Raw genomic sequence first — 12,689 nt, 5'->3', positions numbered from 1 at the left:
GCCACACCTGTTCCCATTCCGAACACAGCAGTTAAGCTCTCCAGCGCCGATGGTAGTTGGGGTTGTTCCCCTGCGAGAGTAGGACGCTGCCGGGCGGAGTAAAAACCAGGAAGTTTTTCAAAACTTCCTGGTTTTTTTGTTAGCTAAATGTTTCGATTGAACAGAATGAATGAAAAAACTAACTGGAGAAATCATTAGAGAGGATTGATGAACCTTTTCTTCGGTGTCAGGTATGGGAAAACCTTAAAGACCCAGGGAAATTCTAAAATAAACAAAGCAATCACGACCAGCAAAAGGCCGATTCATATTGATCATCTATATAATATAAATTTCTCTCGGTTCAGTGTCCTTACACTTCCATCCCTTTTTTAAATACCGGATTGTTTTAGGTTTAAAGATCTGGACTATTCCGAACCCAATTAAAACGAAAGCATTGAAGACTTTCATTGGCTATTCTCCCTTTTTACACGCAAGACAAGATCAGTCAGTTCCTTGAAAGGGCTTCGAAACAGGCATTCATTCCTGCTATTCTCCCGGTAACCAGTGCAGCAGTGATATTAAATCCTCCTGTATATCCATGTATGTCAAGAATCTCACCGCAAAAGTAAAGGCCGTGCATTTTTTTTGAGGCCATTGTGTTCGGAACGATTTCTTTAACCGATACACCGCCCCCAGTAACAAATGCTTTCTCTATGGGAAGGGAATCATGGACCTTAAAAACAAACCCTTTTAAATCTCGTACAATAGTCAGTAGTATTTCACTCGAAAGGTTCCCCCCTTTTTCTTCCCCGTTAAGTCCATTTTTCTTGAGCAAAAACACCAAATATCTTTCCGGAACTATTCCTTTCAGGAGATTGCGAATCGATTTTTTTGGGTTTTCCCTTGTCAAACGGACGATACGTTGTAACAATTCTTGCTCACTTTCTTCAGGGAGACTGTCAATCTTCATCAAGACAGGTTTATCTGTTTTCATGAATTGCTTGACAGCAAACTGTGAACACCGGAGAACAGCAGGGCCAGAAATGCCAAAATGGGTAAAAATCATATCCATTTTATGAGTAATCAATGGCTTTTTTTCTTCATCCAGCACGGTAAGGGCAATATCCCTTAAGGATAACCCCTGCAGTTTTTTTTCTTTGATAAACGGTTCATGAGATACCAGTGGAACTTCTGTCGGAAATAATGGAGTAATGCTATGACCGGCTTTCTTTGCCCATGGATAGCCGTCACCTGTTGAACCGGTATGGGGAACTGATTTTCCGCCAACAGCAATGACAACCGTTAGGGCTTTAACCATGTTCCCATTACTGTATTCGATCGTATGGTAGTTTTCTCCAAAATGAATTGTTTGAACAGGGGTGTTGGTTTTAATTTGTACTTGTAAAGATTCCAGATGATTTAACAGGGCCTGAACCACTGATTTAGCCGAATCACTTTCCGGGAACATCCGTCCATGATCTTCTTCCTTCAAACGGATACCAAGGTTTTCAAAAAACTCGATAATATCTTCATTGTCAAATACGGAAAAGGCACTGTATAAAAATTTGCCATTTCCGGGAATATGACGGATGATTTCTTCCCGGGGAAGACGGCTGGTCACATTGCACCTTCCTCCACCCGAAATTTCCAGTTTTCTTCCTAGTTTATTTCCTTTATCGATGAGAAGGGTAGAAGCACCATATTCACTGGCTGCTATAGCGGCCATTAATCCCGCAGGCCCTCCCCCAACAATGACTACATCATAGATCAATTCTCTTCAACCCTTTCTGTTAGTTGGTATTTCCATTTCATGGTTCATTAAAGAGTCTTTTTAATAGGATTACTGCAGTAGGCTCCGTTTTCAAAAGTTTATGATCGATGAGCTTTTACGAATAAACTTATGATAAAATAAAACTGGTTTATTCTACAACAATTGCAGGTGAAACTATGGCTTTGTCGAAAATGGTTAAAGGGACGATGTTATTGACGGGTGCTGCGATGATTTCAAAAGTTCTGGGCATCCTTTATGTTATACCGTTTGAATGGATCGTAGGCCATAATGGAGGAGCTTTATTCAGCTATGCCTATATTCCATATACCATCCTGATCAGTATTTCGACCATGGGAGTTCCCCTCGCCATGTCTAAATTTGTTTCGAAATATCATTCCCTGGGGGATTATTATACAGCACGAAGAATGTTTACTTCCGGACTTTTTTTCATGTTTGTCACAGGCTTTATTGCCTTTTTAATGTTGTTTTTTGGTGCAGAAGTTTTTGCACGCTGGATTATAACAGACAAAGATTTAAGTAACTCTGTTGAAGATGTTGCATTTGTCATTCAAATGGTGAGTATTGCTCTAATAATCATACCTGCCATGAGTCTGGTTCGAGGGTATTTTCAGGGACAGGAATCCATGGCACCAACCGCTGTTTCCCAGGTGGTTGAGCAGATTGCTCGAATTGTATTTCTGCTGGCGGGAGCTTCTGCGGTTATTTTTCTGCTGGACGGGGAAGTTACTACAGCAGTAGGACTGGCTACCTTTGCTGCATTCATCGGAGCCATAGCTTCCAGTGCCGTTTTATGGTTTTACTGGAGAACCAGGAAACCTTTTATGGATCGTCAGTTGTCCAGTCAGCGAAGAAGAGTGAATTATCCGCTGTCAGACTTATTTAAAGAGCTGTTAAGCTATGCAGGTCCTTTTGTTCTTGTCGGGATTGCTACTCCGATTTATCAGCTGATTGATCAATTTACGTTTAATCGTGCGATGGCACATATTGGACTGGCCGAGATTTCCGAGGCTGCTTTTTCAGCCATTGTTCTTTACGGTCATAAGCTGGTCATTATCCCCGTGACAGTTGCGACCGGCCTTTCTCTGGCGTTATTGCCTGCGATTACGAGTGCGTTTACGGAAAAGAAAAGGGATGTGTACATAAAGCATATCAATCAGTCCCTTCAAATGATTATGCTAGTTACCATTCCTGCCGTTGTCGGTTTATCGCTTCTTTCAAAAGAGGCGTACGGTACGTTCTATGGTGTGGATCAGCTGGATTTAGGTTCAGGTTTGCTTCGTATGTATGCTCCTGTTGCCCTGTTTTACGCACTGTTTACCCTCACTTCATCAATTTTGCAGGGAATCAACCGGCAAAACTTTGCCGTGGTCAGTTTAGGAGTGGGAGTACTTATTAAACTCATTTTGAATATCCCTCTGATTTATTTCATGCAGGCAAAAGGGGCGATCATTGCTACGGGTCTTGCGGTAAGCACGGCATCCCTTTTGAATTTATGGAAAATTCATCAGGTTGTGCAATTGCCAGTGCGTCAGCTGATCAAGCGTACGGTGCTAATTGGAATTTTCACTCTGATTATGACAGGAACGATACTGATCTTGAAGTGGTTGTTGCAGATGGTCATTTTTGATGAAGCATCACGGCTGTCATTACTGGCAGAACTCCTCATATTAGCCGGTGCAGGAGGATACATTTACTTGTGGTTCAGCTATAAATCCACTTTACTTGAACGGGTACTGGGAGGACGTGTGCGATTATTTGAGCGAATGTTTTTTTAGGAAGGATGAAACAGGCTTTGAGAATCGATAAATTGCTTGCCAGCATGGGGTATGGAAGCCGCAAAGAAGTGAAACGGATACTAAAAAAGGGACAGGTTCAGGTTGACGGTAAAACAGTAAAAGACGGAAAAATTCATGTGGAACCTGAGCAGCAGGATGTTCGTATAATGGGAGAAAAAGTCATTTATCGTAAACATATTTATCTCATGATGAATAAGCCTGCAGGGGTCATTTCTGCTACAGAAGACCCAACAGAAACGTGTGTAACGGACCTTCTGTCAGAGGCTGAGTTAATTTTTCAACCTTTTCCAGTAGGCCGGCTGGACAAAGATACGGAAGGATTACTTTTATTAACCAATGACGGCCAGCTCGCCCACAGGCTCTTGAGTCCGAAAAAGAATGTAGACAAAACCTATTATGCCAGAGTTGACGGGGTGGTAACTGATCAGGACGTTCAGGCATTCAAAAAGGGGATTATCCTTAATGATGGATATGTCTGTAAACCGGCTGAGCTTAAGATAATCAGACAGGGAAACCAGTCCGAGGTGTATGTTACGATAACAGAAGGAAAATATCATCAGATTAAGCGTATGTTTCAGGCAGTGGAAAAAACAGTGATGTACCTAAAACGAATACAAATGGGGAAGTTGGAGCTTGATGAACGGTTAAGGCCCGGGGAATACCGGGAATTAACCGATGATGAAATGAGTAGACTTGGATAGGGACAAAAAAAACCTCGGAACTATGCCCGGGGATATAAGAAAATCATCCATTAAGAAATCTTTACTTTTTTATTTGTAGTGGTCCATTTACCTCTTGTAGGGCTTTTGACAAGCCCATTGTACGCCAGCACATTCAAATCCCTTTGAACAGTTCGGTCTGTAATCCCAAACTCTTCCGCCAACTCGGATGTACTGACTGTTCCGTTCTCTTTTATATAGAGATAGACAGCTTTAATCCTTGTCAGCATACGGGAGGTTGAACGATTCAAAAAACCACTCCTTGGAATTTAGTTCTGTGGTGACAGTTCATCGAAGCAAATATAATTATTTATTATATTATATCAAAAGAGAGAAAATTTTCGTATTTTTTTATATAAATTTTAAACAAATTTAAAATGTTTGTCATTGAGGGGAGGGCTAAAGATGTATGTCATGCGCCGTATCGTTATGAAAATGATTAAAATTAATAATACCCTACTGTTCATAACCAGTGTAGCTCTTGTATTGCTTACTAGCTATTTAATCGTAAAAGTTGAACCCGAAACTTTTAAGGGGTTTTTAGATGGGTTATGGTGGGTATTGACGACCGTAACAACAGTGGGCTACGGCGATCTTTCTCCGGAAACCCTTGGTGGAAGAAGTATTGCAGTATTTTTATACATTTTCGGCATTGGTTTAATTGGGGTTGTAATCGGAAAAGTAGTCGATGCATTTGCCAGTTTTCGAAAAAAACGCGAGGAGGGGAATATCGTGTATAAGGGAAGAGGTCATTACATCATCATAGGCTGGTCAAAAAAAGCATATTACGCCATTCAGGAATTAACGCAGTCAATTCCAGGTGCTGAAATCGTCATTGTGGATGAATTGGAAAAGGCCCCGATGCTGGAAGAACATATCCATTACGTGAAAGGAAACCCTACAACCAAAGAAACCTTGAAGCGGGCCAATCTGGACAGGGCAAGCGCTGTACTGATCTTTGCAGATGAGACTATTCAGGATTCCAAGCTGATTGATGGAAAAACACTGCTGATTGCTACTGCAGTTGAATCTGAGGCTTCTCATATACATACTGTGGTTGAGGTAATGGAAGAAGAACATATTAAAAATTTTCGCCATGTAAAAGTAGATGAGTTTATTTTCTCTTATGAAACGATTTCTTCTCTTGCTGTTCGCTCTGCCCAGACAAAAGGTATTGCACAAGTATATGAGCAACTTTTAAGGAAAAATCATGGAGACGATTTGTATCAAATTTCAAGGCGCAAGGAATGGAAAACTTATGAGGACGCCTTTCATGCATTGCTTCAAGAGGGAGCAACCCTTATCGCAGACGGAAATAACTTAAGCATTAACCGCAAGCTGAAAAAAGAAATTCCGGTTGATGCAAAACTCTTTGTTATTTGTGACAGGGACACATATAAACGAATAAAGTGATATCATCATAGGACAAGAGGAGTGACTTTGTTGGAACCGTCAGTTTTTTTAAACCGGGCAGAAGAGATGAAGGAAGAATTGTTAGAAAAGTTGATGCATATTTTGAGCATCCCCAGTATTTATGACCCTAACACTGCAGACAATAACGCTCCGTTTGGTAAAGGAATACGAGAAGCGCTTGATTATATGCTGAATATCGGGAAAGAAGAGGGTTTTCGTGTTAAAAATGTCGGCGGTTATGCCGGACATATCGAGTGGGGAGAGGGGGAAGAATTGGTAGGGATTTTAGGTCATGTGGATGTCGTTCCCCCTGGAAGCGGATGGAGTGACGATCCATTCCGTCCATATCTAAAAGATGAAAAACTGTTCGCAAGGGGGGTACAGGATGATAAGGGTCCTGTACTGGCAGCATTCTTTGCCATGAAAATGCTAAAGGAAATGGGAATCGATCCCGGGAAGCGGATCAGGCTGATTCTTGGAACGGATGAAGAGAGATCCTGGAAATGCATGGACCACTATTTTAAACATGAAGAGATGCCCGATTACGGATTTTCACCGGATGCTGAATTTCCAGTGATTCATGCCGAAAAAGGATTGATAGATTTAGCATTCCACATTCCTGTACCTGAAAATGAGGGAAATGGTAACGTACAGCTGCTTCAATTAAGTGGCGGGGACCGGCTGAATATGGTTCCGGCGAGTGCCCAGGCAGTACTCCAAACCCCTAAGCAGGACTCAGTAAAACGTTTATTTGAAACGTATGTAACAGACAGAAAGATAGATGGGAATATCGAACTGGTAAATTCTATGGAAATGAAAGTCATCTGCTATGGAAAAACAGCCCATGGCTCCACTCCAGAACAGGGAAAAAATGCGATCATGTTCTTGTTGGAATTTTTGACAGGTCTTGATCTTTCTCATCCCCTGAAGGAAAAACTGAAAAAAATTATTGGATATTTTCGTTCAACTTCAGGAAAAGGTCTTCAGATCCATTCACGCGATGACGTTTCAGGTTCCCTTACGCTGAACACAGGGACGCTCAGATGGGAGCAAAAGCATATGAACATTGGTGTGAATATTCGATATCCCGTGACGATCCCGATAGAGAATTGGTATCCACAAATTCTGTCTGTCGCAGAGCTGGAAGGATGGTCGGTAAATACAATTGATCACATGGAACCATTGTATGTTCCGCAGGATGATCTGCTCGTAAAGATTTTGCTGAACACTTATGAGAACCATACAGGCCAGAAGGCGAAACCGATTTCAATCGGGGGTGCCACCTATGCCAGAGTGCTGAAAAAGGGAGTCGCATACGGGGCAATGTTTCCGGATCGTCCAGATACAGCCCATCAGGCAGATGAACACATGATCATCGATGATCTGGTACGATCAACTGCCATATACGCGGATGCATTGCTGCAAATCATCAGACACAAAATTTAAGTAGAACGGGGAATCAGATATGGATGTATCAACTGAGCAACGCTATCGGCATTTTCAAATTTTTTATTTTTTATCTTTTTTTGGCTTTGGATCGCTGTTTCCTCTTCTGTCCGTATATTTAGAACAGGAAGCCGGGTTGAATCATACCCGGATCGGTCTGATTATAGCGATGATACCGATTATCACCATTTTCATGCAGCCGATCTGGGGAATGATCAGTGATTACACGCGAAAACCACGAAAATTGTTGATGATGGCAGTTGTGATGACAAGTATTTCTGGATTGATTTATATACTGGCAGATCGGTTTATCTGGCTAACAGCTGGAATGTTTGCACTTGCGTTGTTTCAGTCCGCTATTGTCCCTCTGTCCGATAGCTTGTCACTCGATTTTGTGTATCAGCACAAGAAGGAATATGGGAATATTCGGCTATGGGGAGCGGTCGGTTTTGCTGTTGCTGTTTTTATCGCTGGGAGAATGACAGACTGGTCTGGATATATCGGCTGGATATTCATAATTTATGCAACTGGATTAATGATTTCCCTTATCCCGCTCAGGTATTTCCCTGTAAAGGGGCAGCCTGTGCATACCGCTTTTTCAAAAGGGTTGACATTGCTTTTTAAACAAAAGGCTTTTATGTTTTTTTTGGTCTCTAATTTTTTGGTATTTGGGCCGGTTCTTGCAAACAACTATTATTTCGGTACCTTTATACTGGCAGCAGGAGGATCTTTATCAGGAGTAGGCATCGCTTTTTTATTGGCAGCCGGAAGTGAAGCTCCCTTTATGCGAATGGCTCAGCGGGTGATTCGTCAAACAGGTATTGTGCCGATTATGATTGTATGCTCCGCTCTATCCTTTGCCCGGTGGTTATTGTATTTTTTTGAACCTCCAGTATGGCTGATCTATGCCACCACCATTGTTCAGGGAGTTTCAGTCGGGCTTTATATCCCTGCTGCACTGATGTTTGTAAAAGAAATAGCTCCTTCTGATGTTCAGGCGACGGCCGTAGGAATTTATTCCGCCGCTGGCAATGGGCTTGGAAATGCTTTTTTCAGTTTTCTTGCAGGTGTGATGGTGGACGTGCTGGATGTGTTCTGGATGTACGGAACCTTTGCATGGTTTTCGTTAATCGGAATTGGATTCTCTATCTATGTTCATCAGCTGACAAAACATAGACTGAATGAGAAAAGGAGCGGTTACTTTGTCACATAGCACCCATTATTTTATAGGAATTCCGGTTCAGTCAGACATTCAGAAATGGCTGGAGGAATGGCAGGAAAAGCTGAAGCCTTATGTTTCTTACAAAGTCTGGACTCACCCGGAAGATTTCCATATCACGCTGAAATTTTTAGGAAATGTTCATGATGATCAGGTGACTCCTTTAACCCGATCGTTGGACCGTACAAATGAGTTTTCCACTTTTGTTCTGAAGATTGGTCTCCTTGGTTTTTTCGGGAACAAAACTCAGCCCAGAGTCATGTGGGCAGGAGTTGAAAAACATACATCCCTTATGGCCCTGCAGACAAAAGTAGATAAACTATGTCAGCGTCATTTATTCCCGGCGGAGAAAAGACCATATACTCCCCACATAACTCTTGCAAAAAAGTGGAAGACTGCGAAGATCAGTATTCCCACGATGGATTTGCAACCTCTACTTCCTGTACCGCAAACACGTATAATGGAAGTAGACCGGTTTTGTTTATACCGGATTCATCCTGAAAACGAAGTAAAATATGAACCGGTATATATCAAACATTTATCCAATAAGTAATGGGGTGTTCGTACATGGCCCAATTGATTAAGCTCCAGGATTATGTTTCCCGATATGAGATGGATGTTTACCGCTATCCCGGCCAGTTTATCCGTCTCAAACGGGAAAATTGGGAAAAACTGCACTCAATCTGGAAAATGAATAATGAGAAGATCCCGCTTGTCCTTGAAAATTCCCTGGAAGACCATCGGAAGAGAGGCATTCCCTTTTTGAAAAAATGGTTGAACAGACATTCACTGGATACCGAAGACGATCGAGATCCATTTGATGAACAGCCGGAATCTCCAGAGAGTATCAGGGAGCTGAAGCATTATTTTCTAGACCGGATTTATCCCTTTCAGATCAAATGGGCGTCATCAACGATTCGGGAATCATCAATAGTAGAAAAACAATATTATGATGATCCCCTTTTAAAATATTTGTTGCAAAGTTTTCCCGATATTTTTTTAATCATGTATTATCCGATTTTTAAACTAAAAAAGGCACCTGTAGAAGCGGAAATCATCATCCTTACCCCGCTGAAAATCTATTGTGTTCACGTCGTAGAGTTTGAGGAAGACGTCAATGTCATAGCCGGGGGTCAGCGCGTATGGTATATCGAAAACAGCCGGATAAATAAAAAAATGCTTAGCCCGTTAATCTCTTTAAAGAGAACGGAACGCATTGTTCGCAGCATTCTGGGAGCCTACAACATCCGTCTTCCTGTTGAAAAAATCGTTCTTTCCCGGTTCCACCCGATTGAATATCATTCGGAACCTTATCTGACGTCGATTGTGGGTAGAGATGACTATGAGAGCTGGTATAGCGGAATGAAACGAATCCGTTCACCTTTAAAATATATCCAACTAAAGGCTGGAGAGGCATTGCTTAAACATTGTCAGACCACAGCCATGAAAAGACCGGAATGGGAAATGGAAGAGGAGGAACCGCTGTTTTAGGCATGTCCTCTTTAAAGGAGTAAATGATATGTATATACTGATTGTGAATCCGATAGCCGGTAATGGTAAATCGATGAAAGTCTATAAAAAGTTGCAGAGACATCCCCTTTTTAAAGAGAAGGACTGCCGTACGTTTTTCACAAAATATGAAGGACATGGTACTGAACTGGCGAGACAGCTTTCACAGATGTACGGGGAAAAAATGAAATGTTTCATCATTGTAGGTGGAGATGGAACCGTTCATGAAGTCATCAATGGCTTAACGCATCACTCTTCTATTCATTTATCGTACATTCCTGCAGGGTCAGGAAATGATTTTGCTAGGGGATTGCATTTGAAGGGCAAACCGGTAAAATTATTCGAACAAATCATTCAGTCCCCCGAATATAAACCGTACTGGTTTGGTCGCTTTTCTACTAAATTAAAAAAACCCTATAATTTCAAGCTTTTTTCCAGCAGTATGGGGTTTGGATTTGATGCCGAAGTTGCAAAACTTGTTAACCGTTCCCGGTTCAAATCAGTCGCTAACCGAATTGGGTTGGGTACGTTAGGTTATGTGATCTCCCTCTTGAAACAATTATTTCAATTTCAACCGAAAAACATCGATGTTATTCTGGACGGACAGTTTTATTCCATCAAAGAGGCATGGATGGTTACCGTTGCCAGTCACCCGTATTTTGGTGGAGGTATGAAAATCGCTCCGGGTGCGAAAAATAACCCCCATGATTTTCATGTAGTGATTGTCAGTCAAATCTCAAAATGGAAAATCCTCGCTCTGTTCTTTACCGTTTTTTTTGGCAAACATACGAAATTAAAAGAAGTACAGGTGTATCAAGCACGTTCGATTGAAATTTTCGCAGATGAAGGAATATACTACCACGCCGACGGCCAGACAGGGAGATGTACCCATTGCATCATTCAAAAGCACGAAAACAAGTATGATGTGCACCAGGGAAAGATTGGCTCTGGAAATCCATAAATGAGGACTTGATTTTTACGGGAAAAATATATTAATCTTAATTCGTATTTCTTTACATGGACTGGTGAATTATCAAAAAATTTCAACAATATTCTACCCATTTTGGTGAAAACACGTTATACTAGAATATATAGATTTGAGGAATTGAAGGTGGATTGGTTGGAACAGATTTTAGGGAAAGAATGGAAGATTACTCCGGCAGGCGGAACCACTGGTGAAGCTTATTTTGCACAGCGAGAAGGGAAACGGCTATTTTTAAAACGCAACTCTTCTCCTTTTTTGGCTGTACTGTCTGCTGAAGGAATTGTTCCTAAGCTGGTTTGGACAAAAAGAATGGAAAACGGAGACGTCATTACCGCTCAAAAATGGCTCGAAGGCAGAGAACTGACCCCGGAAGAAATGAAAAAGGACCAGGTTGCCCACCTTTTAAGCAAAATCCATCACTCTACAGAACTGCTGGATCTTTTGATGCGAATGGGCAAACAGCCTCTTGAGCCTGAAGATATGCTGGCCGATCTCCATCAGATGATATATGAGAATGAGCAGCATGTACATAAAGCCCTCCGTTTATTAGAAAAGATGCTTCCTGATGTCCAGAATCAGCAGAAGGTCGTATGCCACTGTGATGTCAATCACAATAATTGGCTGCTTTCCAAAAGTGGACAGTTATATTTAATCGACTGGGATCATGCGGTTGTTTCTGATCCGGCTATTGACCTCGGCATGTTGCTTCACTGGTACATCCCAAGAGGGGAATGGGTCTCATGGCTCGGACGTTACGGAGTGGAATTGACGGAATCATTGCAGAAACGAATCCACTGGTATGTTATTGCTCAGGCCCTGTTATTTATAAAATGGAATAAAAAACGGGGATATCAAGAGGAAGTCCAGAGGTGGCGCTACTTTTTAGAGTCGGTCCTGTTTGAACAGATCGCAAGTTTAAATAATCACTGATTTGTTCAAACATATCTGTTCCAGAACGTCTTTACTTTTTTGGCGGTAATCCCGCCATTTTTTTATTGTCCCGGGAAAAGTTCATCTATTCTGAGCTATGATACCTCTGGTTAAAAAGACACCCTGGGGCACTCCAGGAGGATATAAACGATACGTTGCCTGCTCTTTTCTTCATCATCATTTCATGATATGGTATAAGCGATTCCATAAGGAGGCATACAAAGATGAGAATTCGCAACAAACCGTGGGCAGATGATTTTATAAAAGAACATGATCATATTGTTGAACCATCTCCTTATGCCCAAAAAGGAAGCTGGAGACAGCTTTTTCAAAAGGAACAGCCGATCCATCTAGAAATAGGGACCGGGAAAGGGCAATTTATTGCAAAAATGGCGAGGAATCATCCAGATATCAATTTTATTGGTATTGAACGGGTGAAAAGTGTCATTGTGGGCGCGATTAAAAAAGTGAAAGAGGAAGATGTGGTCAATGTCCGTCTGTTGAATGTCAATGCTGAAAATTTATGTGAGTTATTTGCGGACGATGAGATAGACAGAATCTATTTAAATTTTTCCGACCCATGGCCAAAGAAACGCCATGCCAAAAGACGTTTGACGTATCATACGTTTCTAAAACAATATCAGCAAATTTTAAAGCCAGAAGGAGAGATTGTATTAAAAACAGATAACCAGCAGTTTTTCGAGTTTTCACTGGTGAGCTTTTCCCAGTTCGGCATGGTGCTGGATGAAGTGACCCTTGATCTTCATCAATTAAAGGATCCTGAGAATGTGATGACGGAGTACGAGGAGAAGTTTTCCGAAAAAGGTAATCCGATTTACCGGTGTAAAGCTCATGTTCCTGCTTCGCGCTAAACCAGGATCACAAATATGGTACACTGTTC

General features: G+C 41.6%; 13 protein-coding genes and 1 rRNA gene. 11 read left to right on the top strand and 3 right to left on the bottom strand.

Going from position 1 to position 12,689, the window contains the following annotated elements; genetic code table 11:
• A 5S ribosomal RNA gene (gene rrf / locus EDD68_RS11105) occupies positions 1 to 95 on the top strand; the annotation flags it as partial.
• Between the two features lie 220 nt (positions 96 to 315).
• Here rrf and EDD68_RS15740 read toward each other — a convergent pair.
• Positions 316 to 447 (bottom strand): DUF6199 family natural product biosynthesis protein, encoded by a 132-nt coding sequence (locus EDD68_RS15740; protein WP_481318846.1) that lies wholly within the window; start codon positions 445 to 447, stop codon positions 316 to 318.
• A gap of 37 nt (positions 448 to 484) precedes the next feature.
• Positions 485 to 1,750 carry a BaiN/RdsA family NAD(P)/FAD-dependent oxidoreductase gene (locus tag EDD68_RS11100; RefSeq protein WP_132372355.1) on the bottom strand — a complete coding sequence of 422 codons (1,266 nt, stop codon included), beginning with the start codon at positions 1,748 to 1,750 and terminating at the stop codon, positions 485 to 487.
• A 176-nt stretch (positions 1,751 to 1,926) separates the two neighbouring features.
• Here EDD68_RS11100 and EDD68_RS11095 point away from each other — a divergent pair, with 176 nt between their 5' ends.
• Together EDD68_RS11095 and EDD68_RS11090 are read left to right on the top strand one after the other, a co-directional pair.
• Positions 1,927 to 3,546 (top strand): putative polysaccharide biosynthesis protein, encoded by a 1,620-nt coding sequence (locus EDD68_RS11095; protein ID WP_243646847.1) that lies wholly within the window; start codon positions 1,927 to 1,929, stop codon positions 3,544 to 3,546.
• A 17-nt stretch (positions 3,547 to 3,563) separates the two neighbouring features.
• Positions 3,564 to 4,268, top strand: a complete 705-nt coding sequence (locus EDD68_RS11090; RefSeq protein ID WP_424399168.1) for a pseudouridine synthase — start codon at positions 3,564 to 3,566, stop codon at positions 4,266 to 4,268.
• 50 nt (positions 4,269 to 4,318) lie between these two features.
• Here the strand turns inward: EDD68_RS11090 and EDD68_RS11085 are convergent, their stop codons facing one another.
• The gene (locus tag EDD68_RS11085; RefSeq protein WP_132372353.1) at positions 4,319 to 4,537 is read right to left on the bottom strand and encodes a DeoR family transcriptional regulator; all 219 of its coding nucleotides are present in this window, start codon (positions 4,535 to 4,537) and stop codon (positions 4,319 to 4,321) included.
• Positions 4,538 to 4,691: 154 nt separating this feature from the next.
• Between EDD68_RS11085 and EDD68_RS11080 the strand changes: the two genes are divergently transcribed.
• The 8 genes from EDD68_RS11080 (at position 4,692) to trmB (ending at position 12,660) form a co-directional block, all read left to right on the top strand.
• The gene (locus EDD68_RS11080) at positions 4,692 to 5,699 is read left to right on the top strand and encodes a potassium channel family protein (protein ID WP_132372352.1); all 1,008 of its coding nucleotides are present in this window, start codon (positions 4,692 to 4,694) and stop codon (positions 5,697 to 5,699) included.
• A 30-nt stretch (positions 5,700 to 5,729) separates the two neighbouring features.
• Complete coding sequence (pepV, locus tag EDD68_RS11075) at positions 5,730 to 7,145, top strand: dipeptidase PepV (protein ID WP_132372351.1); 1,416 nt, start codon at positions 5,730 to 5,732, stop codon at positions 7,143 to 7,145.
• Between the two features lie 19 nt (positions 7,146 to 7,164).
• Positions 7,165 to 8,358: an MFS transporter gene (locus tag EDD68_RS11070; RefSeq protein WP_132372350.1), complete on the top strand. Its 1,194-nt coding sequence runs from the start codon at positions 7,165 to 7,167 to the stop codon at positions 8,356 to 8,358.
• Complete coding sequence (gene thpR, locus EDD68_RS11065; protein ID WP_165902155.1) at positions 8,348 to 8,917, top strand: RNA 2',3'-cyclic phosphodiesterase; 570 nt, start codon at positions 8,348 to 8,350, stop codon at positions 8,915 to 8,917. Before EDD68_RS11070 ends, thpR begins: the two co-directional genes overlap by 11 nt.
• Before the next feature lie 14 nt (positions 8,918 to 8,931).
• Positions 8,932 to 9,855 (top strand): NERD domain-containing protein, encoded by a 924-nt coding sequence (locus EDD68_RS11060; protein ID WP_132372348.1) that lies wholly within the window; start codon positions 8,932 to 8,934, stop codon positions 9,853 to 9,855.
• Between the two features lie 28 nt (positions 9,856 to 9,883).
• On the top strand, positions 9,884 to 10,834 hold the full coding sequence (locus EDD68_RS11055) for a diacylglycerol/lipid kinase family protein (protein ID WP_132372347.1): 951 nt from the start codon (positions 9,884 to 9,886) through the stop codon (positions 10,832 to 10,834).
• 144 nt (positions 10,835 to 10,978) lie between these two features.
• On the top strand, positions 10,979 to 11,788 hold the full coding sequence (locus EDD68_RS11050; RefSeq protein ID WP_165902156.1) for a phosphotransferase family protein: 810 nt from the start codon (positions 10,979 to 10,981) through the stop codon (positions 11,786 to 11,788).
• A 224-nt stretch (positions 11,789 to 12,012) separates the two neighbouring features.
• On the top strand, positions 12,013 to 12,660 hold the full coding sequence (trmB, locus tag EDD68_RS11045) for a tRNA (guanosine(46)-N7)-methyltransferase TrmB (protein WP_132372345.1): 648 nt from the start codon (positions 12,013 to 12,015) through the stop codon (positions 12,658 to 12,660).
• Positions 12,661 to 12,689 lie beyond the last annotated feature (29 nt).

Source organism: Melghiribacillus thermohalophilus, assembly GCF_004342905.1.
GTDB classification, from domain to species: Bacteria; Bacillota; Bacilli; order Bacillales; family Alkalibacillaceae; genus Melghiribacillus; species Melghiribacillus thermohalophilus.
This window is presented reverse-complemented; position numbering and strand designations above follow the sequence as displayed.